A 22,832-nucleotide genomic window follows, 5' to 3' on the forward strand; every position below is an offset into this window, starting at 1 on the left:
TTCTTACTCGGCCGGCGTGGCGTCGGCGTCAGCCTTGCCATAATGCGCGTTGAAGTCTTCTTCGATGGTTTCTGGCTGCGGCAGCGGTTTTTCGATGACACCCAGGATCGGCAGGATCACGAAGAAATAGGCGAACCAGTAGGCGGATGCGATCAGCGAGAAGGTCGCATAGGGCTCTTCCGCGGGCATCGCACCCAGCCACATCAGGGCAAAGAAGTCGATGATCAGCAGGTAGAACCACCATTTGAACATTGGGCGGTATTTACCCGAACGCACGGTCGACGTGTCCAGCCAAGGCGCCAGCGCCATTGCCAGGATCGCACCGAACATCGCAATCACACCAAAGAACTTGGCGTCGACGATGCCACCGGTGATGAAGCTGGCGAATTGTACAACCCAAACTTCACCGGTGAAGGCGCGCAAGATCGCGTAGAATGGCAGGAAGTACCATTCGGGCACGATGTGTGCAGGCGTGACCAGCGGGTTGGCTTCGATGTAGTTGTCCGGGTGGCCCAGATAGTTCGGCATGTAGCCGACGATGGCCCAGAACACGACCAGGATCACGGCCAGTGCGAACAGGTCCTTGATCACGAAGTACGGCCAGAATGGCAGGGTGTCTTTCTCGGCATCGGCTTTCGACGTGCGGCGAACTTCAACACCTGTGGGGTTGTTGTTGCCGGTGGTGTGGAAGGCCCAGATATGCACGATGACCAGCGCCGCAATGACAAACGGCAGCAGATAGTGCAGCGAGAAGAAGCGGTTCAGCGTGGCATTGTCCACCGCGGGTCCGCCCAGCAGCCAGGTCTGAATTGCGTCACCCACAAACGGGATCGCGCCAAACAGGCCGGTGATAACGGTCGCACCCCAGAAGGACATCTGACCCCAGGGCAGAACGTAGCCCATGAACGCGGTGCCCATCATCATTAGATAGATAAGCATACCGATGATCCACGTGATCTCACGCGGGGCTTTGTACGAGCCGTAGAACAGGCCACGGAAGATGTGGATGTAGACCGCAACAAAGAACAGCGACGCGCCGTTCATGTGAATGTAGCGCAGCATATAGCCGCCATTCACGTTACGCATGATGTGCTCGATGCTGGCGAAGGCCAGATCGACATGCGGGGTGTAGTGCATCACCAGAACGATACCGGTGACGATTTGCAACGCCAGGCAGAACGCCAGGACGATGCCCCAGATCCACCACCAGTTCAGGTTCTTTGGGGTGGGGATCATGATGGTGTCGTAAATCAGGCCGACGATGGGCAAGCGGCTGTTCAGCCACTTCTCGCCGTTTGTCTTCGGCTCGTAATGATCGTGGGGAATTCCGGACATAAGTTTGGGTCTCCCTTAGCCGAGTTTGATGGTGCTGGCGTCGGTCCACTCAGCGGGCGGAACGGGCAGGTTTTCAGGTGCGGGACCCTTGCGGATACGTCCGGCCAGATCGTAGTGCGATCCGTGGCAGGGGCAGAACCAGCCGCCAAAGTCGCCAGCATCGCCCAGCGGCACACAGCCAAGGTGCGTGCATACGCCCATCTGAACAATCCACGCGCCCGGCGCTTCGCCCTCGGGCGACGGCATCACGCGGTTGGCGTCGGTTGCCGGAGCATCCGCGTTCAGGTTGAAGTTGCGGGCCAGCGGATCAGGCAGTGCATCAACGCCTTCGGCGTCCTGTTCCTGCGCTTCTTGAATTTCGGCACCGGTGCGGTGGCGGACAAACACAGGTTTACCCAGCCATTTCACGGTCAACTGCGTACCGGGTTCAACGCCGCTCACATCCACGCGGATCGAGGACAGCGCCTGAACGTCTGCCGATGGGTTCATTTGATTGATCAGGGGCCATACGGCTGCACCCGTCGCGACGACACCTGCGCCGCCTGCGACGTAGTAGAGGAAATCTCTGCGGGTGCCTTCGTGGTCTTCTGCGTGGGACACGAGGTTTTCTCCGATTCCGGCGCCCGGGGTCAGCCGGGCAAACATGCATCAGCACCGCATCAAAGCGGCGTCTCATCGCGGCTATCTAGCCGGGAGAAATCGGTTCGTCCAGCGGTCATAGGCGCGCAGTGCGCCGTATCTGGGCTTTCATGTCACAACGAAGGGCTGAATTTTCAAGTTGTCGGCGCATTTATGCGAGGAAATCTGCCAACCGCCGCTGATCAGTTCCAATGTGATTCGCTCGGGGTACGCATGCCTAAGATCTGTCGATCTGTTCCTGTCCCAGACGGTTCATCGGGTGCAGATTTGCGAAATCCTGACCTTGTTTTGCCACTCAGGCCTTATTGTCCAGCAGGTCGGAAACGGCGGATAAATTGAGTAGAAAATACATATTTTACAATGACCTAGCCTTGCTTGTTTTCGATTGTACTTTTGGTGGAAATCGACGATGGCCCTGAAGATATCCGAACCACTTTAGGACGTTCTCTATGTCAAAGCTCTATGCACCCGTACTGACATTCGTGCTGACCATGTCATCTCAGGCCGCCGCGGCTGGTGATCCGGCGAAAGGTGAAAAACTCTACAATCGCTGCTCTTCTTGCCACGCAATCATCAAAGATGGCCAAGTTCTGGTCAAAGGCGGCATCACTGGCCCGAATCTTTTCGGCGTCGTCGGTCGCATCGCCGGAACCGAGTCAGATTACCTGAACGGAAGCGAGCGTTTGCCCATCGGAATGTTCACCGACGACTTGATCCGGGCGGGCCAGGAAGGGCTGGTTTGGACGCAGGAGAATATCGCCACCTACTCCAAAGACCCGATCGCATTCATCAAGGAATATCTGGACGATGAGACGGCGCGCCCCAACATGAGCGTCAAACTGAAAAAGGGCGCCGATGACATCGCGGCCTATCTGGCGACGTTCAACGAGTGATGACTGTCGCTGGCCGTTCTGCCATCAGAGCGACCAGCGCATTGATCCCCGATTAGGCTGGCGGTTGCGTTGCGGCCATGCTGGGACGTTCCGAAAACTTCTCGTACCAGGCGGCCAGCGCGTCACTTCCCTTGCGCCACCCGCGCGCATCGTGACGGAAATCGACATAGCCCAGCGCGCAGGCCACTGCGACCTGCCCCATATCCAACGGTCCGGACAGATGCGCCATCCACCGCTGGTTCAGCGCGGCGCAGGCGCGTTCTATCTTGTCCCACTGCGCATCGGCCCAATCATCCCATTGCTTGTCTTCGGGCCGCATCCGAGCCTCATAGGTGATCAGCAACGCAGCATCCAGAATACCATCCGCCAGCGCCTCAAGCGTCAGCACGTCCCAATGCCGGGCACCGTCCTGATAAAGACCAGCCTGCGCGCGCGCGTCCAGAAACGCACAGATAACACGGCTGTCGAACAGGGTCGGCCCATCGGGGCGCTCTAACGCGGGCACCTTTGTCAGCGGAGCCTTGGCCAATAGGGGCTCGGCCGGGGACATTGGCGTTGTTGCAACATTCAGCAGCTCGACATCCTGCAACTGGTCTGTTTCATGCAACAAAACCATGACTTTGCGGACATAGGGCGAAGTGGGGCTGAAGTAGAGTTTCATTAGCGATCTCCCTGAATTGCCGGAACTCTACAGCACCCCATGCAAAACAAAACCCGTCAATTGGTGCGCCAACCTCACCCTCTCATCAACTCTTGCAGAGCACCAAGCTCGGACCCGATCCCGTCGTTTGCGATGTGATCTGCCGCGCTCAGGCGGACTGCATCGGGCTTGTTCTGGTTTAGCTTCCAGGTGCCTTGAATGTCGTCAATGCGAAACCGGAACGGCACGATCATGCGCATCATCTTATCCAACGCGTCCTGGCTCATCTTGCCGGTGGTCCAAGGGGGCTTGGGCAGCAAGTGCGCCTCATAAAAGGCGGACTGGCGATTTAACAGGTCCAGCAACTCCGCGTGCGGCCGCTGTTCTAACTGACCGATCAGATGCACAGCGACATAGTTCCATGTCGGAACCTGATCGGCGATCCCGTACCAATCCGGAGATACATATCCGTCTGGTCCTGTGATGGCGATTCTCGCTGGTTTAGGCTCTTTCAGCATGCGGACGATCGGATTGGATCTGACAAGATGCAGCTCGGCCAGCGCGCCATCCTCAGACAGCAGAAACGGCACGTGGCTAATCAACGGCGCTTCATCCGTCGACACCGCAAGAACCCCGAACGCGCGGTCACGCGCAAAGGTAACATTGCGCTCTGTCTCTTCTGCGCGGAAGGCTGGATTGGGGTGCATGGCTATCCTCCTGCAAAATCTCTTGCAGAACCGGCCGCACCTTGGCAAGGTCCCGCTGTTCTCAGGGCGGGGTGAAATTCCCCACCGGCGGTATGCGGGCGATGACCCGTAAGCCCGCGAGCGGCCCCGGTGTACGGGGTGTCAGCAGATCTGGTGAGAAGCCAGAGCCGACGGTCATAGTCCGGATGAAAGAGAACGTGCAGCGCGTCGGCCCTGGCTTGCGCCTGCCCGTGATCGCCTTGGGTGACGTGTCTGTTGCGAAAGGAGATCATGATGACACACACCCGCTATGCTTTTGTGAAAGCCAACTGGCATTCCGATATCGTTGACCAGGCTCTCGAAGGGTTTCTAGAACTCATCCCCGCCGAACAGGTTGACGTTTTCGACGTCCCCGGCGCATTCGAAATGCCCCTGCTCGCCCGCGATCTGGCTCAGACCGGCCAATATGCAGCCGTCGCCTGCGCAGCGTTTGTGGTGGATGGCGGCATATACCGGCACGATTTCGTCGCGCAAGCCGTTGTCGATGGGCTGATGCGCGCCAGCATGGATACCGGTGTTCCGGTTCTGTCGGTCTCGCTGACGCCGCACCAGTATCAGGAAACCGATCACCACAATGCCATCTACCGCGCGCATTTTGTCGAGAAGGGTCGCGAGGCGGCTCAGGCGGCCCTGAAGATCACCCAAACCCGTGCGTCGTTGACCCGTGCCGCATAGGCACAGCTGGTTGGGGTTCCCCTGCCCCAACCGCAAATCCGCTTGAGGCCAAGGGCCTTGCCCGCTAATCACAACGCGCAAAGGAGCATGCCCCATGTCGATGAACAGTTTTGGCCACCTTTTCCGCGTCACCACCTGGGGTGAAAGCCACGGGCCCGCATTGGGTGCGACCGTCGATGGCTGCCCTCCGGGTGTTACGATCGACGAGGCGATGATTCAGCAATGGCTGGACAAGCGCAAACCGGGTCAGAACAAGTTCACCACCCAGCGGCGCGAACCCGATCAGGTGAAAATCCTGTCCGGTGTATTCGAAGGCCAGACCACGGGCACACCGGTGCAGCTGATGATCGAGAACACCGATCAGCGCTCGAAAGACTACGGTGATATCATGGACAAGTTTCGTCCTGGGCACGCCGATATCACCTACTGGCAGAAGTACGGCATCCGTGACTATCGCGGCGGCGGGCGCAGTTCGGCCCGGGAAACCGCATCGCGTGTGGCGGCAGGCGGACTGGCGCGTGAAGCGATCAAGCAAATCGCGCCCAATGTACAGATTACCGGATACATGACCCAGATCGGCCCGCACAAGATTGACCGGGGCAATTTCGACTGGTCTCAGATCGAACAGAACCCGTTCTGGACCCCGGACGCACAAGCCGCCGAATACTGGGCCAACTATCTGGACGAATTGCGCAAATCCGGGAACTCGGTTGGTGCGATTGTCGAGGTTGTGGCCCGAGGCGTCCCGGCAGGCGTAGGCGCGCCGGTTTACGCCAAGTTAGACACTGATTTGGCCGCCGCTATGATGTCGATCAACGCGGTGAAAGGCGTTGAGATCGGCGAAGGCATGGCTGCCGCCGAACTGACTGGCGAGGCCAATGCGGACGAGATTTTCATGGGTCAGAATGGTCCGCAATACAGCTCGAACCACGCGGGCGGCATCTTGGGCGGGATTTCAACTGGGCAGGACGTTGTTGTGCGTTTTGCGGTCAAGCCTACCTCATCCATTCTGACGACGCGCAAAACCATCACCAAATCGGGTGAAGAAACCGAGATCATCACCAAAGGCCGTCACGACCCCTGCGTAGGCATCCGCGCCGTTCCGGTGGGTGAGGCGATGATGGCCTGCGTGATCCTCGACCACTTGCTGCTGCATCGCGGCCAGATCGGAGAGAACCGTGGACGGATCGGCTGATCTGCGCACGCGCCTGCGGGCCGTCGTTGCGCAACGTATGGAAACCGACCCTGCGCATGATCTGGCCCATCTGGACCGGGTCTGGGTAAACGCGCAGACCATTGCAAACGACCAGACCGACATGCCGGTGCTGCTGGCCGCCGCTTATCTGCATGATCTGGTAAATTTGTCCAAGGACGACCTAGACCGCCATTTGGCATCGCGCCGATCGGCCGAAGAATCAGAGTCTATTTTGGCAAACTTGGGCTATTCTGCAGGTCAGATCCACGCAATCAAACATGCTATCGAGGCACATAGTTTTTCGGCCAACATAACGCCGGAAACGCCCGAAGCCTGCATCCTGCGTGATGCTGACAGGCTGGACGCGCTGGGGGCGATTGGAGTTGCCCGGAATTTCTCGGTTTCCGGTGCCTTGGGACGTTCGCTTTATGATCCGGCAGATCCCTTTGCCGCCAACCGCCCGCTGGACGACCTGCATTTTTCAATCGACCACTGGAAGGTCAAACTATTGGGCCTTCCCGGCGATATGCTGACCGAGGGTGGCAAAGAGATCGCGCAGCGCAGAATCACACGCATGATCCGCTTTCTGGAAGAGTTCGCGCAAGAGATCGGCAGCCCACTGCCGACCGATTGGACCAATCTGTAAACAACGCGTTGATCTTTCCCTACCAAAAGCGCAGGTTCGCGCCGATGGCAAAACCCTTAACATCGCATCGACCTTTGCTGGCCGTCGCTCTGAAAACGAGCGCGGTGTTTTTGTTCACGGTCATGGCGGCGATTATCAAAGCGCAGTCCGATCACTTCCCACCTGGCGAGATGGTGTTTTTCCGATCCCTTTTTGCCATTCCGGTGATCGTCATCTGGCTGATGGCGCGCGGAGAATTGGCGCAAGGGTTCAAAGTCCGTAAACCCTCGGGCCATTTCTGGCGCGGCGTGCTGGGCACCACGGCGATGGGGCTTACATTTACCGGCCTTGGCTTGATCCCGCTGCCCGAAGCGACAGCGATTGGCTATGCCACCCCGATTTTCACCCTGATCCTTGCCGCAGTGATGTTAGGCGAACGCATCCGTAAGATCAGAATCGCCGCCGTGTCCATCGGCTTGTTGGGTGTCCTGATCATGATTTGGCCCAGACTGGGCGGCAACAACATGGAAGCAGCGGCCACCTTCGGCGCATTGTGTATTCTGGTTGCGACCGTTGCACGGGCCTTTGTGCAGATCCACATCAGGCAGCTGGTGCAGGTCGACCATCCTGCGGCCATTGTCTTCTATTTTTCGATGACGGCGACCATCCTGTCAGGGCTAACCATCTTTTGGGGGTGGGTCATACCCACATGGGAACAGGCTGGCTTTTTGATTCTGGCTGGTCTGATCGGAGGTGTGGCACAGATTCTGGTGACTTCGTCCTATCGCTTTGGGCAGGCTTCGATGCTGGCGCCCTACGATTACACCTCGATGCTCTTTGCCATCGTCATCGGTTATGTCTGGTTCAGTGAACTGCCAACCCTGGTCATGCTGGCCGGGGCGGCGCTGGTGATTGTGGGGAACGTCGTGGTGATCTGGCGCGAACATCAACTGGGCTTGGAGCGTGGCAAGGCTCGCGCCGTCACCGATCCCAAAGCCTGACCTTTACCTTTGCAGAACTTCCCCTAGGGTGTGCCCAACACAAGATGAGGGTTTCCCATGAACGACGCACAGGATCACAAGGAAAAGATGCAAAAGGTGCAGGCCCAGCACCGAAAGAAAGTGTCCGAGGCAGTTGATCCGGACCGCGGGCTGGTGCTGATCAACACTGGCAAGGGCAAAGGCAAATCCTCGGCCGCGTTCGGAGTCGTGATCCGTGCACTGGGTTGGGGTCAGAAGGTCGGCGTTGTTCAATTCATCAAGGGTAAGTGGAAAACCGGCGAACGTCGCTTTTTTGAAGAACGCGATCTGGTGACCTGGCACACGATGGGTGAAGGCTTCACCTGGGATACTCAGGACCGCGAACGCGACATTGCCGCCGCAAACTCTGCCTTTGACAAGGCACGCGCCCTCATGTCCAGCGGCGAATACGATCTGATCGTACTGGACGAGATCAACATCGCGCTTCGGTACGAATACCTGTCGGTCGAACAAGTGATCGATGGGCTGAAAGAACGGTCTGACAAGACCAGTGTTTTCCTGACGGGTCGGGACGCACCACAGGCGTTGCGGGACTATGCCGATCTGGTCACCGAGATGACCGAAGAAAAGCATCCGTTTCAAGCCGGAATCAAAGCCCAGCGCGGCGTGGATTTCTGAGCATCAGGGTCTAAACAGCCCCACTTAGGGGCTGTTACGCTGGCGGATTTTCGTTGAGAAACCTAACTGACCCGCGTCGGCAGGTGGCGCTGTCCGGCAACGGTTGTTCAGCCCTGTCGCCTTGGGCTGCCTTGGGTTTGTCGACATAGGCACAATAGTCGTCGTCACAGCAACATCCGCAAGCGGTGGCCGCTTCGTGCCGAGCCATGATTTCATCAAGTGGGTCACCCATCGTCATTTCCTGTTGCGCGTGTCGTTTCCGAGGCGGTGGCGCGCTCTCACCAGGCGATACGCTAAGCCCGCAGACCGCCTCGAAACCCCGTGCTGGATGCTAACACATCTGGCCTTGATCTTTATCTGATTATTTTTGTCGGAATTTGCAAGATCAAAATAACACATCCCGAGTAACCCCGAAGTTGATCGACTTGGAACGGAATTACTTCAGGCGTTTTGAGAAAACCAATTTCCTGAAATCTCCCGTTTTAGGGCCACATATGCTGGTACACGGCGCAATACACCGACCAAAGAGCCGCCTGTCGGTTAGACAAGCGGCTCTGGGGTTTTGGAAATTCACGTTGTTGCGGTGAACCCAAGGTGCGTCTGGTTCAGGCCGTAACACCCTGCTCTGGCGCGCTAAGCGAGATGACGGCGACAACCGCAGCCCCGTTCAGCCAGTAAAAGATCGCATCCATTCCCGAAAACCCAAACAGGCTGGGCGCGGCCAGGAAAACGACGCCGACCAGAAGATCAACCGCCAAGTGAAAGTTGTAGGGAAGAACACGCCAGATCCCCAAATGGTGATCGGTCAACACCGTCAGGACAAACGCCGCGACACCGGTGACCACCGACAGCCACAAGGCCAACGGGTTGGATTGCCCCAGTCCAAGCAAAAAGGGCAGCCCCATCAGCGCAAAGGCAACAGGGTAGTCCAGATAGGCGTGAATATTGCGGGTGACACAGCGAAGAGACATGAGAGTTCCTTTCCAGATATGAGACAGCTTCAAACTAGGAAAGGAACTCAGAACGTTTAATTCTGGATCGTTCGCGAAACGTTGCAGATCGTCCAGAGTTTCAACTCGATCAGTGCATTGATCGATAGACGGCTGGCGATACGCCAACTTGCTTCTTGAACACCCGCGAAAAGGCGGCTTCCGAGGCATAGCCGACCTCGGCCGCGGCGTCGGCCACGTTCCAACGGGCCTCAGTCAATCCGTGACACGCAATCTGCATCCGCCAATCGGTTAGATATTGCATGGGCGTTGTCCCCATCTTCTCTGCAAAGAGCTGTGCGAACGCAGTGCGAGACATTCCGGCCTCACGTGCCAGGGACTCGACGCTCCACTCTTGCGCGGGCGAATGATGAAACGCGGTCAATGCACGCGAAATGCGGGAATCGGCGAACCCGGCAAGCGCGGTATCGCTGGGGCTTTGATGTTCAAGATGGGCGCGGATGGCCTGCGCAAACAGGACCTCGGACAGTTTCAACGCTATGAGGTCACCACCAATCCGCGCGCCGTTGATCTCGGACCCGATCATACGCAGGGTGGCTTCGATCCAGGCCCCGGCTTCCTCGCCATAGTTTTCGATCAGGATGTATGGGGGAAGCCGATCAATCAGCATATGCCCGGTTCCCTGTCGCCCCGGCGGTCCGGTGAAAGAGAAATGACCGCAGATTAACTGCGTATCGCGGCTTTTGTCTTCGCCGCCATAAATCAGAACCCCGTCGCCCTTGTACCCGGCCTCTTCCAAAACCTGTTCAAGCGGCAGGGCATCCAGCGGTTGAACCTCATTGCACAATAACGCATGGGCGGATCCGTGCGGGATCACGATCAGGTCCCCTTGCTTTAATCGCAAGGTTTGTCGTGTGTTAGAGACGAATACTTTCAGCTCTCCGCGCTGTACAAAGTGAAATCTGGCCACATTTTGATAGGCCGGCACCTGTATACCAAAGGGCGGCGTGAAAGAGGTTCGAAAGTAAAACGTGCCCTTCAAGGACAGGCGGGTGAGAATATCGCTAAGCAGATCCAACATTGGTTTAAGATAGGCGCGGCTGCGCGTTCGTCCAGCCATGCGGACGATCTGCAAGTCTTTATGAACAAGCGGCAATGAAAAAGCCCCCGCGATAGCGCGAGGGCTTCTGTCAATGCATCTGAGTGTTATTAGGCGCGCACAAGTGCCTCATAATCGGCGGCGATCTCGCGGGTCAGGTCTCCGACCTCAAACGTATAATCGCCGATCTGACCCACTGGGGTCACCTCGGCTGCAGTGCCGGTCAGCCAGCATTGTTCGAAATCCGCCATTTCCTCGGGCTTGATGCGGCGCTCGTGGACGGTGATACCTTTGTCTTTCAGCATCTGAATGACGGTCTGACGGGTGATCCCGTTCAGGAAGCAATCGGCCAGAGGCGTATGAACCTCACCATCTTTTACGAAGAACACATTCGCACCGGTCGCCTCGGCCACGTAACCGCGCCAGTCCATGAACAGCGCGTCCGAGCAGCCCTTGGCCTCGGCCTTATGTTTCGAGATGGTGCAGATCATGTACAGACCCGCCGCCTTGGCGTGCACCGGGATAGTTTCCGGGCTGGGGCGTTTCCATTCCGCGATATCCAGCTTGGCACCCTGCATCTTGGCGTCACCATAGTAGGCGCCCCAAGGCCACACGGCGACGGCCATCCGGACCGGGTTCTTGGCTGATGCCACACCCATGTCTTCCCCCGAGCCACGCCAGACCAGCGCACGGACATAGGCGTCCTGCAGACCGCTGGCTTTCAGCGCTTCGTCCTTGGCGGCCTCGATGTCGTCCACCGAATAGGGCATAGGCATGTCCAGCGCTTCGGCCGAGGCAATCAAACGCTCAGAATGTTCGCGACTTTTGAAAATCTTGCCGTTATAAGCACGCTCACCTTCGAACACCGAAGACGCATAGTGCATCGCGTGGGACAGGATATGCACATTGGCTTCGCGCCAGGGCACCAGTTTGCCATCCAACCAGATGACGCCATCACGATCATCATACCCCGCCATGCGAAACCTCCTGACATGGGATCAATTTTCGATTGTTGCGTAAATTAAGTCCACATCGGACATAAAGTTGCGCAAAAACTGCGATTCGATACCCGTCCACTCTTGGAATGTCAATAACGCTGACATAAACTCGCGTCGAGTAACGAATGAGGCATACTATGTCGGATACCCGTCCCGCCCCAGCCTTTGGTGGCGAGAGCCTGTTGTTTTTGACCGACGAACAGTTGCGGCAGGGGATCGAGGCGATGTTTTTCGCCTATCGCGGCTTTACCGCAGATCCTGATCGCATACTGACCGAAATGGCCTATGGACGGGCGCACCACCGGGCAATCCACTTCATCAACCGCGCGCCGGGCACGACGGTCAATAACCTTCTGGCCATTCTGGGCGTAACAAAACAGTCTCTGAACAGGGTTTTGCGGACGTTGATCGACGACGGTCTGGTCGAAAGCCGGGTCGGATCAGTGGACAAACGCGAAAGACACCTATTTCTGACAGAACAGGGCAAGGCGTTAGAGGCCAAACTGTCTGAGGCCCAGCGCGTCCGAATGCGTGCAGCGTACAAAAAGGCGGGACCCGAGGCTGTGACGGGGTTTCGTAAAGTGCTTGAAGCGATGATGGATGCTGATATGCGTCATGCCTATACGAAACTGCGGGATACCACCTCATGAACGAAATGGATGCCCATCTGCTGATCGTCGACGATGACGAGCGCATTCGCGATCTGTTGAAGAAGTTTCTGATGCGGAACGGATTTCTGGTCACGGCTGCACGGGATGCAGCACATGCGCGGCGGGTGCTTTCGGGCTTGGATTTCGACATGATCGTGCTGGACGTGATGATGCCCGGCGAGGATGGGGTCAGCCTGACCAAGGCGCTTCGCGAGACCCATACCACTCCGATCCTGCTGTTGACCGCGCGCGGCGAAACCGAGCATCGCATTGCCGGGCTTGAGGCCGGAGCGGATGATTACCTGGCCAAACCGTTCGAGCCGAAAGAGCTGTTGCTGCGGATCAATGCGATCCTGCGGCGGATGCCGGAAACACCAGCACAGGATGCGACTGCCAAGATTTTGCACCTTGGCCCGATCCGGTACGATATCGAACGGGGCGAGATGTGGCAGGGAGAAGACCCGGTACGTTTGACGGCGACCGAAAGCCAGTTGATGAAGATTTTCTCGGCCCAGCCCGGTGAACCAATCAGCCGCACCAAACTGGTCGAGGATCTGGGTCGCGACAAGGGTCAGGCGCAAGAACGCGCGGTGGACGTTCAGATCACCCGTCTGCGCCGCAAGATCGAACAGGACCCCAAGCAGCCGCGTTACCTGCAGACCGTCCGCGGCGCCGGATATATGCTGGCACCAGATTGATTCAGCCGCGGCGCGGCGCTTTCTTGCCTTCGGCGAGGATACTTTTGGCCAGATGAAGATGGGATCCCGATGACAACCGCCCTTTTGACCCACGCCGATTGCCTTGATCACGTGACACCGCAAGGTCACCCCGAGAGGGTGGCGCGGTTGGAGCATATTCTGCATGCGCTGGAAGGGCTGGACCTGAACCGCATGACGGCCCCTATGGCCGCAGATGACGACCTGCTGCGTGTGCACCCTGAAAGCCATATCCGCAATATCCGTGACGCAAGACCTGCCGACGGGTTCAAACAGATTGACGGGGACACGTTCATGTCCTCGGGATCGGTGGATGCGGCTTACCGGGCAGCCGGTGCGGTTGTGCGTGCAGTAGACATGGTCTTAGGCGGCGACGCACAGAATGCCTTTTGCGCGATCCGCCCGCCCGGTCACCATGCCGAAACGGAAACAGCGATGGGCTTCTGCCTGTTTGGCAATGCAGCGCTGGCGGCCAAGCACGCATTGGATCATCACGGATTGAAGCGTGTGGCTGTCGTGGATTTCGACGTTCACCATGGAAACGGAACGCAGGATTTGCTGTGGGACGAGGCCCGCGCGCTGGTGATCACCAGCCAGCAGATGCCTTTGTGGCCCGGATCGGGTCGTCCGGATGAGACCGGTGCCTTTGAGACGGTTCTGAATATCCCTCTGGCCCCCGGCTCTGGCGGGGCCGAGATGCGGACAGCTTACGAAACGCAAGCCTTCCCGAGACTGCGCGCATTCAAGCCGGAGCTGATCATCATTTCGGCAGGTTTCGATGCGCATCAGGACGATCCGCTGGCCAACTTGAACTGGTCCACAGGCGATTTTGCCTGGGTTACGACTGAGCTGTGCAAGATCGCCGATGAGCTGTGTGAGGGCCGTATCGTCTCGACTTTGGAGGGCGGGTATGATCTGAACGCCCTTGCCGAGGCCACTCGTGCCCATGTGGAAGAACTGATGAAGGCAGCCCGATGACCGATACTCCTGTTGATCAGATGACATTCGAACAAGCGATGAAAGAGCTTGAGGCCGTTGTCGGCCAGTTGGAGCGTGGTGACGTGGCGCTGGATCAGTCCATTGCGCTGTATGAGCGCGGTGCCGCGTTGAAGAAACGCTGCGAAGACGAATTGAAGCGGGCTGAAGAAAAGGTCGCAGCCATTACTTTGGATGCCAATGGGCAGCCAACCGGGACGACGCCTGTCGAAGGTCAGTAAATGTTCAAGGAAATTCTGGCGCAGGATGCCGCGCGGATTCAGGCCCAATTCGATCTGGTCCTGAGCGCGCTGGACGAATTGGACGTTACCCGGGCGATGGCCTACACCACGCAGGGCGGCAAGCGATTGCGTGGGTGTCTCGTGATGGAAAGCGCACGGATGCATGGCATCGACGCAACACAGGCAATCTGGCCTGCGACAGGCATCGAAGCCCTGCACGCCTATTCTCTGGTCCATGATGACCTTCCCTGCATGGATGATGACGATCTACGACGTGGACGTCCGACCGTGCACGTAAAGTGGGACGAAGGCACCGCCGTTCTAGCCGGTGATGCCCTGCAGACATTGGCCTTTGAGCTGTGCACCCGGCCCGAGGTCGGAAGTGCAGAGATTCGTTCTGAATTGGCTCTAACGCTGGCCACAGCAAGCGGTGCGCAGGGTATGGTGCTGGGGCAAGCGCTGGATATGGCGGCTGAAACAGCGGCCGTGCCCCTGACACTGGAGCAGATCAGCACGCTTCAGGCTGGCAAAACCGGTGCTTTGATTGAATGGTCCGCCTGCGCCGGTGCGCGTTTGGCCCAGGCAGATCCCGAACCCTTGCGCCAATATGCCCGGGCGCTTGGCCTTGCTTTTCAGATCGCTGATGACATTCTGGATGTAGAAGGTGATGCCGAGAAGGCCGGTAAACGATTGCAAAAGGACGCTGAGGCGGGCAAAGCCACGTTTGTTTCGCTTTTGGGTCTGAACGCCGCGAAATCGCGCGCCGCAGAACTGGTCGATCAGGCCTGCGCCGCGTTGGATGGTTACGGTGCCAAGGCTGAAACCTTGAAGGACGCGGCACGCTTCGTTATTGCCCGGGACAGCTAAGCCAGGAACGCCATATGTCTGACCGCCCGAATACGCCCCTGCTGGACCTTGTGAACCGCCCTGCGGATCTCAAGCAGTTTTCGGACGCACAGTTGCATCAGTTGGCGCAGGAATTGCGGACCGAGACAATATCGGCCGTGTCTGTCACCGGTGGGCATCTGGGCGCAGGCCTGGGCGTGGTGGAATTGACGACCGCCCTGCACGCCGTGTTCGATACGCCGCGCGACAAGATCATCTGGGACGTTGGTCACCAATGCTATCCGCACAAAATCCTGACCGAACGGCGCGATCGCATCCGCACCCTGCGGATGAAAGACGGGTTGAGCGGCTTCACCAAGCGCAGCGAAAGCCCCTATGACCCGTTTGGCGCAGCACACAGCTCAACCTCGATCAGTGCCGCGCTGGGGTTTGCCGTTGCGCGCGATCTAGGCGGTGTGACGCCCGAGGGATTGGGTGACGCGATTGCCGTGATCGGTGACGGTTCAATGTCTGCAGGCATGGCCTTTGAGGCGATGAACAACGCCGGACACCTGAAGAAACGCCTGATCGTCATTCTCAATGACAATGAAATGAGCATCGCACCGCCCGTCGGCGCGCTGTCCAATTACCTGTCGCGCATTTACGCCGAAGAACCATTCCACGATCTGAAAGCCGCCGCCAAAGGTGCAGTGTCTTTGTTGCCGGAACCCTTCCGCGAGGGCGCCAAGCGCGCCAAGGAGATGCTCAAGGGCATGGCCGTGGGCGGCACATTGTTTGAGGAGCTAGGCTTTTCTTATCTCGGTCCGATCGACGGGCACGATATGGATCAGCTGTTGCCTGTCCTGCGCACGGTCAAGGCCCGCGCCACGGGCCCGATCCTGATTCATGTGCTGACAAAGAAGGGCAAGGGGTATGCCCCAGCCGAGCAGGCCCGCGACAAAGGCCATGCGACAGCGAAGTTCGACGTCGTCACGGGCGAGCAGAAGAAAGCACCTTCTAATGCTCCGTCTTACACGTCGGTCTTTGGCAAAACTCTGGTGGAAGAGGCCGCGCGCGATGACAAGATCGTTGCGGTCACCGCTGCGATGCCCGACGGCACCGGGCTGAACTTGTTTGCGGAACGCTACCCGTCACGCTGTTTCGATGTGGCGATTGCCGAACAGCACGGCGTGACCTTCGCCGCCGCTCTTGCCGCCGGCGGGATGAAGCCCTTCTGTGCAATTTATTCCACGTTTTTGCAGCGTGGCTACGATCAAGTCGTGCATGACGTAGCCATTCAGCGCCTGCCGGTTCGTTTTGCGATCGACCGTGCAGGGTTGGTGGGCGCGGATGGCGCGACCCATGCGGGGTCGTTCGATATCGCCTATTTGTCAAACCTGCCCGGTATTGTGGTCATGGCCGCAGCGGATGAGGCCGAGCTGGTGCATATGGTGGCCACCGCCGTCGCGCATAATGAAGGCCCGATTGCGTTCCGCTATCCTCGCGGTGAAGGTGTCGGCGTCGACTTGCCGGAACGTGGCGAGGTTCTGGAAATCGGCAAAGGCCGGATCATCCAAGAAGGCGCGCGGGTCGCACTGTTGTCCTTCGGGACACGGCTGGCCGAAGTGCAGAAAGCGGCCGAAGCTTTGACTGCGCGTGGGATCGCCCCCACTATCGCTGATGCTCGATTTGCCAAGCCCTTGGACCGCGACCTGATATTGGATCTGGCGGCCAACCACGAAGCACTGATCACCATTGAAGAAGGTGCCATCGGCGGTTTTGGCAGCCATGTTGCCCAGCTTTTGGCCGATGAGGGCGTCTTTGATCAAGGCCTCAAGTACCGTTCAATGGTTTTGCCCGATACCTTTATCGACCAGGCCAACCCCGCTGATATGTATGCGGTAGCGGGCCTGAATGCCGAACAGATCGAGGCCAAGGTGCTATCCGTTCTGGGTGTTGCAACCATCGGCGAAAAACGCGCCTGAGGCACGACGCTAGGCAACTGAATTTTGCCGTTGTTTGAAAATCCGTAAGCAGCGTTTTTTGCGTAATTTTCGGAAAGCCGTCGAATTCATCCGGTTTCGGGTGAGTCCTTGAGAACACAGAAACCACTTGCGTCCCGGCGCGCCGTTCCTGCACGCCCGCTTTTCTGATAATGGTAAGAAAAACGAAAACTCCACCCTTGAGCAGGCGGGCGGATGAGAAACACGATAGCAGCGTTGGCGACGCTCGTTCTGATGAGTATGCCGGCAAGTTCGAAAGAGATTCAGGTTGGCAATGATCCGGGTGGGCGGATTGTGGATCGCATGGTTCAGATCGAAATCGCCAACCGGACAAACGCGCAGTTTCAAATCATCGGAGATTTTTGCCACTCTAGCTGCACCATGCTGCTGGGTGCGGACGAAGTTTGCGTTTCGCCCGAGACTATCTTTGGCTTTCATGGCCCCCATCGCTCGAACCGAAAGAAAATGACGGCAGATGAGTTCGACAGGAAAAGCGCGTCACTGTCCAGCTACTACCCAAACCCGGTCAGAAACTGGTTCATGTCCAAAGCGCGGTTCGCCGGACCAAATGAGCTTTTGTTCGTGACCGGTGAATACTTGATAGGTCTCGGCGTGCAGGAATGTGTTTAGGGCAACGACGCCCTAATCCTGCAGCCTCCCGCTGATAGGAACCCCAATGCCCGCGACCATCGTCGCCAACACGACCACCTATTCGGCGTCTTCCATTTTAGTTGCATTGAGTTGCGCGAAAAGTTCGGGCCCGACGCGATCATACAGTTCGATCTGAGTCTCCAGAAAGTCGATATGGCCTTCCTCATCCGACATCAGGCTTTCGAACAATCCCATCGAGACATAGTCTCCGGCCTCTTTGCAGACATCCCGCGCCTCTTTGTAAAGCGCCCGCGCGCTTTGTTCCGCCGCAAGATCGCATTCCAGCGTTTCCCGGGGGTTTTCGCCGATCCGCAGGGGATCAAGTTTTTGCAGGTTGGGATGACCTTCCAGGAAAATGATCCGCTCGATCAGTTTGTCGGCGTGTTCCATCTCTTCAATGGATTCTTCACGGCTTTTCTTGGCCATGCTGCCAAGACCCCAATCGTCTTGCAGGCGATAGTGCAGCCAGTATTGGCTGACGGCCGTTAGTTCGTGACGCAGAGCTTTGTTCAGGTATTCGATTACCTTTTTGTCACCTTTCATGATGAAACTCCTTGGCTGTGTCAAAAAACTGGTAAGAAAACAACTTTTTAAGCTGAATGCTACCACCAGAGCAGCTTAACCCAAAACCTTCAAATATCTGTTTTAAAACAGGTAATTGAGGATATCCTGACGATTCTCATTTGGAAAAGAACACGTCATCCAAAAGCGTTCTTCCCGCAGGTACGCGATGTCCTGCACCTACCTACCGATCGAGCGCATAACTCCGGAGGATCATACTCAGGCAGGTAAAAACACCCGAGCGAGCGCTTCCGACGGAGGCCCAAAAGGGCGAACGAAATATGAGATTACTAGGTAAGTTGCTAATTGAGCATAACTATGCAGGGGAAAGTGGTGCCTCAAGAGGGACTCGAACCCCCGACCTTGTCCTTACGAAGGACCTGCTCTACCAGCTGAGCTATTGAGGCAAGCGACGGTTCCTTTAAACCCTCGGGCAGATGCGTGCAAGTCTCGATATCCTTGGACGCCTACCGGTGTGTGATGGTGATTCCCACAGCTCAGATTGCTTGAAGCCCTGTCCATCACCACACTCCAGCCAGAATATCACGCCTATTCGGACGCTTACCCACACCTTCGATGATCGTGTAATTTCGGTTGACTGGGTTGTCTTATTTTAATATTTCATGAAATATGATAGAACAGATAACAGACCAATTGGCCATCCTGGGTCATCCGCAGCGTATCCTTGTGTTTCGCATGCTCATGCGACGTTTTCCTGACAGCGTCCCGGCAGGCGAACTGGCGGCGGAACTCGACGTGAAGGCCAGCACCTTGTCGAACTATCTGAACGCGCTTCAGCGTTCGGGGTTGGTCACGCAGGAACGTTCCGGGACATCTCTGCTCTATTCGATTGAAATGAAGAACGTGCAGCAGATGCTCGATTATCTGATTGTCGATTGCTGTCGCGGTCGCCCTGATATCTGCATGCCATTTGCTCAGGGAAATAAGGCGGCGACGGATCGGAAATTCAACGTCTTGTTTTTGTGTGTGGGCAATTCTGCCCGCTCGATTTTTGCGGAATCCCTGCTGCGCACGCTGGGGGGTGACCGGTTCAACGTTTTCTCGGCCGGTACGCAACCCACATCCGAGCTCAACCCGATGGCCGTGCAAGTTCTGGACGACAAAGGGCATGACACATCCATCCTGCGGTCCAAGAACATGTCCGAATTTGCAGACCCCGGCGCGCCCGAGATGGATTTCGTCTTCACGGTCTGCAATCAGGCCGCAAATGAGGAATGTCCGGCCTGGGAAGGCCAGCCAATCAGTGGCCATTGGGGCATGCCGGACCCGGTCAGGGCCGAGGGCACGGATGCCGAAAGAAGCCTTGCATTTCAACATGCATATGGCGCGCTCAAGCGCCGGATTGAAGCCTTTACGTCTTTGCCGGTCGAAAGCCTCGACCGGATCGCACTGCAAACTGCTGTTGATGACATCGGCAGAACGCCCACTGAGGACATGAAATGACGACTTATGCTGTGAATGGGTTGGGCCGGATGGGAAAGCTGGCCTTGAAACCGCTGCTCGACAAAGGCGCCAAGATCGCCTGGATCAATGATGCGGTGGGTGACCCCGAAATGCACGCGCACCTGCTGGAGTTTGACACTGTTCATGGGCGCTGGGATGCCGCGTTCGCGCATGACGCCGACAGCGTTACGATCAACGGCATCCGCCTACCCTTTGTCGGCACCAGAGATCTGGCGGAACTACCGCTGGACGGTGTCGATGTGGTGATCGACTGCACCGGTGTCTTCAAGACCGAGGCCAAGCTGGCCCCCTATTTCGAAGCGGGTGTTAAGAAGGTTGTTGTCTCGGCCCCCGTCAAGGATGGCCCGACCGCCAACATCGTTATGGGCGTGAACGAGGCCACTTATGATCCGGATGTCCACAGCATCGTGACGGCGGCCTCCTGCACCACGAATTGTCTGGCCCCGGTGGTCAAGGTCATCCATGAAAACCTTGGTATTCGCCACGGATCAATGACCACAATTCACGACGTGACCAACACGCAAACCATCGTGGACCGCCCCGCCAAAGATCTGCGCCGGGCGCGATCTGCTTTGAACTCTCTGATCCCGACCACCACCGGGTCGGCTACTGCAATCACGCTGATCTACCCGGAACTCAAGGGGCGGCTGAATGGTCACGCCGTGCGGGTTCCGTTGCTAAACGCCTCGCTGACGGATTGCGTCTTCGAGGTTGAGCGTGAAACCACCGTCGAAGACGTCAACGCGCTGTTCAAGGCCGCTGCCGAAGGTGAGTTGAAAGACATCCTCGGCTATGAGACGCGACCGCTGGTTTCAACCGACTACACCAACGACGAACGGTCCTCGATTGTGGATGCGCCTTCGACCATGGTGGTGAACGGGACGCAGGTGAAAATCTATGCCTGGTACGACAATGAAATGGGTTACGCCCATCGTTTGGTCGACGTTGCCCTGATGGTTGGTGCCTCGCTGTGACCCAAAGGCCCGAAGGTATGTCGGCCTATATCACGGTCACAGCAGCCTATTGGGCCTTCATGCTGACTGACGGGGCCCTGCGTATGCTGGTGCTGCTGCACTTTCACAGCATGGGATTCTCACCGGTTCAGCTGGCGTATCTGTTTGTTTTGTATGAGATCGCCGGCATTGGCACGAACCTTGCCGCAGGTTGGATCGCGGCGCGGTTCGGGCTGACCTCGACGCTTTATGCGGGGCTGGCACTGCAGATTGGAGCGTTGCTGGTTCTTACGCAATTAGACCCTAATTGGGCGATTCCGGCGAAAGTTGTCTTTGTGATGATCGTGCAAGGGGCCAGCGGGGTTGCAAAGGATCTGGCCAAGATGTCCTCAAAATCCGCCGTCAAACTGCTGGCCCCGACCGAAGGCGGAGGTTTGTTCCGCTGGGTCGCGATTTTGACCGGCTCGAAGAACGCTGTGAAAGGGTTTGGGTTTCTGCTTGGAGCGGCACTGTTGGCGACAGTGGGCTTTATGTGGGCCGTTCTGGCAATGGCGATCATTCTTGCCGCATTCCTCGTCGCCGTCATCCTGTTCATGCCGACCGGCCTGCCCAAAGGGCGCAAAAGCGCCAAATTCTCCGAGGTCTTCTCAAAATCCGCCAACGTGAATTGGCTGTCCGCCGCTCGTGTCTTCTTGTTTGGCGCGCGGGATGTGTGGTTTGTAGTCGGCATCCCGATCTATTTCTACGCGGTGCTGTCGGATGGAACTGAGGATGGCAACCGTGCCGCATTTTTCATGATCGGTACATTCATGGCCGTTTGGGTCATACTTTACGGCGCTGTTCAGGCCAGCGCGCCGAAAATCCTGCGTGCAAAGGAACGCCCGGAAGGGGATCTGATCCATGCAGCCAAGAATTGGGCCGCGGCGCTGTTCTGCGTGCCTGCTGCCTTGACCATCGCAGTTCTGCTCTCATCCGGCCCCGAGACATGGCTGACCGTTACGCTAATCGCGGGCCTATTGGCTTTCGGGGCGATCTTCGCCGTCAATTCAGCGCTGCACTCATACCTTATCCTGGCTTTCACCAAGTCCGAGCGTGTGACGATGGATGTGGGCTTTTACTACATGGCCAACGCGACTGGCCGCCTGGTCGGCACTGTCCTGTCAGGACTTACCTATCAGATTGGCGGGCTTCCACTGGTTCTGGGCACCGTTGCTGCTATGGTCGCGCTGGCCGCCCTGACCTCCGGCAAACTAACCGACCAGACAACCGAGGCATATACATGAGCATCTTCGAACGCTACCTGACCGTCTGGGTCGCGCTGGCAATGGTCGGCGGCGTATTGATCGGACTGATTGCACCCGGGCTGGTTCAACTGATCGCCTCGGCCGAAGTGGCTAGCGTCAATCTGGTTGTGGCCTTGCTGATCTGGGCAATGGTCTACCCCATGATGGTCGGCGTCGATTTCGGTGCGGTGGCAGGCGTTGCACGCCAGCCGCGCGGGTTGATCGTAACGCTCGTCGTCAACTGGCTGATCAAACCATTCACCATGGCCTTTTTGGCAGTGCTGTTCTTTGAGCATGTCTTCGCACCATGGATCGAACCTGAAGACGCGTCTCAATACACCGCCGGGCTGATCCTGCTAGGTGCTGCACCGTGCACCGCAATGGTGTTCGTCTGGTCTCAGCTGACCAGGGGCGATGCGACCTATACGCTGGTACAGGTGTCAGTGAACGACTTGATCATGGTGGTGGCATTCGCCCCGATCGTGGCCTTTCTGCTGGGGGTGACCGATATCCAGGTGCCATGGCAGACTCTGGTTCTGGCAACTGTGCTGTACGTCGTTTTGCCGCTGATCGCCGGCCTGATAACGCGCCGTACATTGGGATCGCCCCAGGCCATCGACGCGTTTTCCGCACGAGTCAAACCCTGGTCGGTCATCGGCCTGATCGCCACTGTCGTCATTCTGTTCGGCTTGCAGGGACAGACTATTCTGGCCAAACCGCTGGTGATCGTCCTGATCGCAGTACCCATCCTGATCCAGAGCTACGGCATCTTTGCCCTGGCTTATGGTGCAGCCTATGCACTGAAGGTGCCACACCGGATCGCCGCACCTTGCGCGATGATCGGAACGTCGAACTTCTTTGAGCTGGCCGTCGCCGTGGCCATCAGCCTGTTCGGACTGAACTCGGGCGCGGCGCTAGCGACTGTGGTCGGCGTTTTGGTAGAGGTTCCGGTGATGCTGTCGCTGGTTGCCTTTGCAAACCGTACACGGGCGCGGTTTCCCGAACCCGCGCCGTCGTAGACCTAACTAACGCTCC

Annotated in this window: 26 protein-coding genes, 1 tRNA gene and 1 riboswitch; of the genes, 17 read left to right on the plus strand and 10 right to left on the minus strand. The window is 57.6% G+C overall.

The window, feature by feature from the left end; genetic code table 11:
• Window positions 1-3: 3 nt before the first annotated feature.
• Together petB and petA are read right to left on the minus strand one after the other, a co-directional pair.
• The gene (gene petB / locus AC2FIS_RS10030) at window positions 4-1,335 is read right to left on the minus strand and encodes a cytochrome b (protein WP_108860628.1); all 1,332 of its coding nucleotides are present in this window, start codon (window positions 1,333-1,335) and stop codon (window positions 4-6) included.
• A 15-nt stretch (window positions 1,336-1,350) separates the two neighbouring features.
• Entirely contained in the window at window positions 1,351-1,935 is a 585-nt protein-coding gene (gene petA, locus AC2FIS_RS10035; RefSeq protein WP_058279154.1) for a ubiquinol-cytochrome c reductase iron-sulfur subunit, read from the minus strand.
• Window positions 1,936-2,423: 488 nt separating this feature from the next.
• Here petA and AC2FIS_RS10040 point away from each other — a divergent pair, with 488 nt between their 5' ends.
• A complete protein-coding gene (locus AC2FIS_RS10040) occupies window positions 2,424-2,867 on the plus strand; it encodes a c-type cytochrome (RefSeq protein ID WP_496773175.1) in 444 nt (147 codons plus the stop codon).
• Window positions 2,868-2,919: 52 nt separating this feature from the next.
• Here AC2FIS_RS10040 and AC2FIS_RS10045 read toward each other — a convergent pair whose 3' ends face one another.
• Both AC2FIS_RS10045 and AC2FIS_RS10050 read right to left on the minus strand, forming a co-directional pair.
• On the minus strand, window positions 2,920-3,528 hold the full coding sequence (locus tag AC2FIS_RS10045) for a glutathione S-transferase (RefSeq protein WP_496773176.1): 609 nt from the start codon (window positions 3,526-3,528) through the stop codon (window positions 2,920-2,922).
• Between the two features lie 74 nt (window positions 3,529-3,602).
• Window positions 3,603-4,214 carry an FMN-binding negative transcriptional regulator gene (locus AC2FIS_RS10050; RefSeq protein WP_496773177.1) on the minus strand — a complete coding sequence of 204 codons (612 nt, stop codon included), beginning with the start codon at window positions 4,212-4,214 and terminating at the stop codon, window positions 3,603-3,605.
• A 53-nt stretch (window positions 4,215-4,267) separates the two neighbouring features.
• Window positions 4,268-4,415, plus strand: a riboswitch (FMN riboswitch).
• Window positions 4,416-4,487: 72 nt separating this feature from the next.
• Between AC2FIS_RS10050 and AC2FIS_RS10055 the strand changes: the two genes are divergently transcribed.
• The 5 genes from AC2FIS_RS10055 to cobO all read left to right on the plus strand — a co-directional run bounded on the left by AC2FIS_RS10055 (window position 4,488) and on the right by cobO (window position 8,406).
• A complete protein-coding gene (locus AC2FIS_RS10055) occupies window positions 4,488-4,928 on the plus strand; it encodes a 6,7-dimethyl-8-ribityllumazine synthase (protein WP_496773178.1) in 441 nt (146 codons plus the stop codon).
• A gap of 94 nt (window positions 4,929-5,022) precedes the next feature.
• Entirely contained in the window at window positions 5,023-6,123 is a 1,101-nt protein-coding gene (gene aroC / locus AC2FIS_RS10060; protein ID WP_496773179.1) for a chorismate synthase, read from the plus strand.
• Window positions 6,107-6,769 carry an HD domain-containing protein gene (locus AC2FIS_RS10065; protein ID WP_496773181.1) on the plus strand — a complete coding sequence of 221 codons (663 nt, stop codon included), beginning with the start codon at window positions 6,107-6,109 and terminating at the stop codon, window positions 6,767-6,769. Before aroC ends, AC2FIS_RS10065 begins: the two co-directional genes overlap by 17 nt.
• A 44-nt stretch (window positions 6,770-6,813) precedes the next feature.
• Window positions 6,814-7,749: a DMT family transporter gene (locus AC2FIS_RS10070; RefSeq protein WP_496773182.1), complete on the plus strand. Its 936-nt coding sequence runs from the start codon at window positions 6,814-6,816 to the stop codon at window positions 7,747-7,749.
• 57 nt (window positions 7,750-7,806) lie between these two features.
• Window positions 7,807-8,406, plus strand: coding sequence for a cob(I)yrinic acid a,c-diamide adenosyltransferase (gene cobO, locus AC2FIS_RS10075; protein WP_496773184.1), 600 nt, complete (start codon window positions 7,807-7,809; stop codon window positions 8,404-8,406).
• Between the two features lie 34 nt (window positions 8,407-8,440).
• Here cobO and AC2FIS_RS10080 read toward each other — a convergent pair whose 3' ends face one another.
• From AC2FIS_RS10080 to AC2FIS_RS10095, 4 genes are all read right to left on the minus strand, one after another.
• Window positions 8,441-8,638, minus strand: a complete 198-nt coding sequence (locus AC2FIS_RS10080) for a hypothetical protein (RefSeq protein ID WP_496773185.1) — start codon at window positions 8,636-8,638, stop codon at window positions 8,441-8,443.
• Between the two features lie 373 nt (window positions 8,639-9,011).
• The gene (locus AC2FIS_RS10085; protein WP_496773186.1) at window positions 9,012-9,377 is read right to left on the minus strand and encodes a hypothetical protein; all 366 of its coding nucleotides are present in this window, start codon (window positions 9,375-9,377) and stop codon (window positions 9,012-9,014) included.
• Window positions 9,378-9,486: 109 nt separating this feature from the next.
• Window positions 9,487-10,437 carry an AraC family transcriptional regulator gene (locus AC2FIS_RS10090; protein WP_496773344.1) on the minus strand — a complete coding sequence of 317 codons (951 nt, stop codon included), beginning with the start codon at window positions 10,435-10,437 and terminating at the stop codon, window positions 9,487-9,489.
• Between the two features lie 128 nt (window positions 10,438-10,565).
• The gene (locus AC2FIS_RS10095) at window positions 10,566-11,432 is read right to left on the minus strand and encodes a branched-chain amino acid aminotransferase (RefSeq protein WP_058272722.1); all 867 of its coding nucleotides are present in this window, start codon (window positions 11,430-11,432) and stop codon (window positions 10,566-10,568) included.
• 158 nt (window positions 11,433-11,590) lie between these two features.
• Between AC2FIS_RS10095 and AC2FIS_RS10100 the strand changes: the two genes are divergently transcribed.
• From AC2FIS_RS10100 to AC2FIS_RS10130, 7 genes are all read left to right on the plus strand, one after another.
• The gene (locus AC2FIS_RS10100) at window positions 11,591-12,103 is read left to right on the plus strand and encodes a MarR family winged helix-turn-helix transcriptional regulator (protein WP_113791046.1); all 513 of its coding nucleotides are present in this window, start codon (window positions 11,591-11,593) and stop codon (window positions 12,101-12,103) included.
• The gene (locus AC2FIS_RS10105) at window positions 12,100-12,801 is read left to right on the plus strand and encodes a response regulator (RefSeq protein WP_058272724.1); all 702 of its coding nucleotides are present in this window, start codon (window positions 12,100-12,102) and stop codon (window positions 12,799-12,801) included. Before AC2FIS_RS10100 ends, AC2FIS_RS10105 begins: the two co-directional genes overlap by 4 nt.
• A gap of 69 nt (window positions 12,802-12,870) precedes the next feature.
• Window positions 12,871-13,797, plus strand: coding sequence for a histone deacetylase family protein (locus tag AC2FIS_RS10110; protein ID WP_496773187.1), 927 nt, complete (start codon window positions 12,871-12,873; stop codon window positions 13,795-13,797).
• Window positions 13,794-14,036, plus strand: coding sequence for an exodeoxyribonuclease VII small subunit (locus AC2FIS_RS10115; protein WP_058272726.1), 243 nt, complete (start codon window positions 13,794-13,796; stop codon window positions 14,034-14,036). The genes AC2FIS_RS10110 and AC2FIS_RS10115 overlap by 4 nt, the downstream gene beginning before the upstream one ends.
• Window positions 14,037-14,903, plus strand: a complete 867-nt coding sequence (locus tag AC2FIS_RS10120; RefSeq protein ID WP_496773188.1) for a polyprenyl synthetase family protein — start codon at window positions 14,037-14,039, stop codon at window positions 14,901-14,903.
• Window positions 14,904-14,917: 14 nt separating this feature from the next.
• Window positions 14,918-16,846 carry a 1-deoxy-D-xylulose-5-phosphate synthase gene (gene dxs / locus AC2FIS_RS10125; protein WP_496773190.1) on the plus strand — a complete coding sequence of 643 codons (1,929 nt, stop codon included), beginning with the start codon at window positions 14,918-14,920 and terminating at the stop codon, window positions 16,844-16,846.
• 213 nt (window positions 16,847-17,059) lie between these two features.
• Complete coding sequence (locus tag AC2FIS_RS10130) at window positions 17,060-17,494, plus strand: hypothetical protein (protein WP_282170662.1); 435 nt, start codon at window positions 17,060-17,062, stop codon at window positions 17,492-17,494.
• A gap of 78 nt (window positions 17,495-17,572) precedes the next feature.
• Here AC2FIS_RS10130 and bfr read toward each other — a convergent pair whose 3' ends face one another.
• Both bfr and AC2FIS_RS10140 read right to left on the minus strand, forming a co-directional pair.
• The gene (bfr, locus tag AC2FIS_RS10135) at window positions 17,573-18,058 is read right to left on the minus strand and encodes a bacterioferritin (RefSeq protein WP_108860610.1); all 486 of its coding nucleotides are present in this window, start codon (window positions 18,056-18,058) and stop codon (window positions 17,573-17,575) included.
• A gap of 349 nt (window positions 18,059-18,407) precedes the next feature.
• Window positions 18,408-18,483: transfer RNA gene (locus tag AC2FIS_RS10140), tRNA-Thr, on the minus strand.
• Window positions 18,484-18,706: 223 nt separating this feature from the next.
• On the opposite strand from AC2FIS_RS10140, the gene AC2FIS_RS10145 reads away from it, so the two are divergent.
• Genes AC2FIS_RS10145 through arsB form a run of 4 tightly spaced genes read left to right on the plus strand, consistent with a single transcriptional unit; the run spans window position 18,707 to window position 22,816 of the window.
• Window positions 18,707-19,540: an arsenate reductase/protein-tyrosine-phosphatase family protein gene (locus AC2FIS_RS10145; protein ID WP_496773191.1), complete on the plus strand. Its 834-nt coding sequence runs from the start codon at window positions 18,707-18,709 to the stop codon at window positions 19,538-19,540.
• Complete coding sequence (locus AC2FIS_RS10150; protein ID WP_496773192.1) at window positions 19,537-20,535, plus strand: ArsJ-associated glyceraldehyde-3-phosphate dehydrogenase; 999 nt, start codon at window positions 19,537-19,539, stop codon at window positions 20,533-20,535. Before AC2FIS_RS10145 ends, AC2FIS_RS10150 begins: the two co-directional genes overlap by 4 nt.
• On the plus strand, window positions 20,532-21,797 hold the full coding sequence (gene arsJ, locus AC2FIS_RS10155; RefSeq protein WP_496773193.1) for an organoarsenical effux MFS transporter ArsJ: 1,266 nt from the start codon (window positions 20,532-20,534) through the stop codon (window positions 21,795-21,797). Before AC2FIS_RS10150 ends, arsJ begins: the two co-directional genes overlap by 4 nt.
• Window positions 21,794-22,816, plus strand: a complete 1,023-nt coding sequence (gene arsB / locus AC2FIS_RS10160) for an ACR3 family arsenite efflux transporter (RefSeq protein ID WP_496773194.1) — start codon at window positions 21,794-21,796, stop codon at window positions 22,814-22,816. Before arsJ ends, arsB begins: the two co-directional genes overlap by 4 nt.
• The last annotated feature ends 16 nt before the right edge of the window (window positions 22,817-22,832 follow it).

The organism is Ruegeria sp. CDSB113 (genome assembly GCF_059611045.1).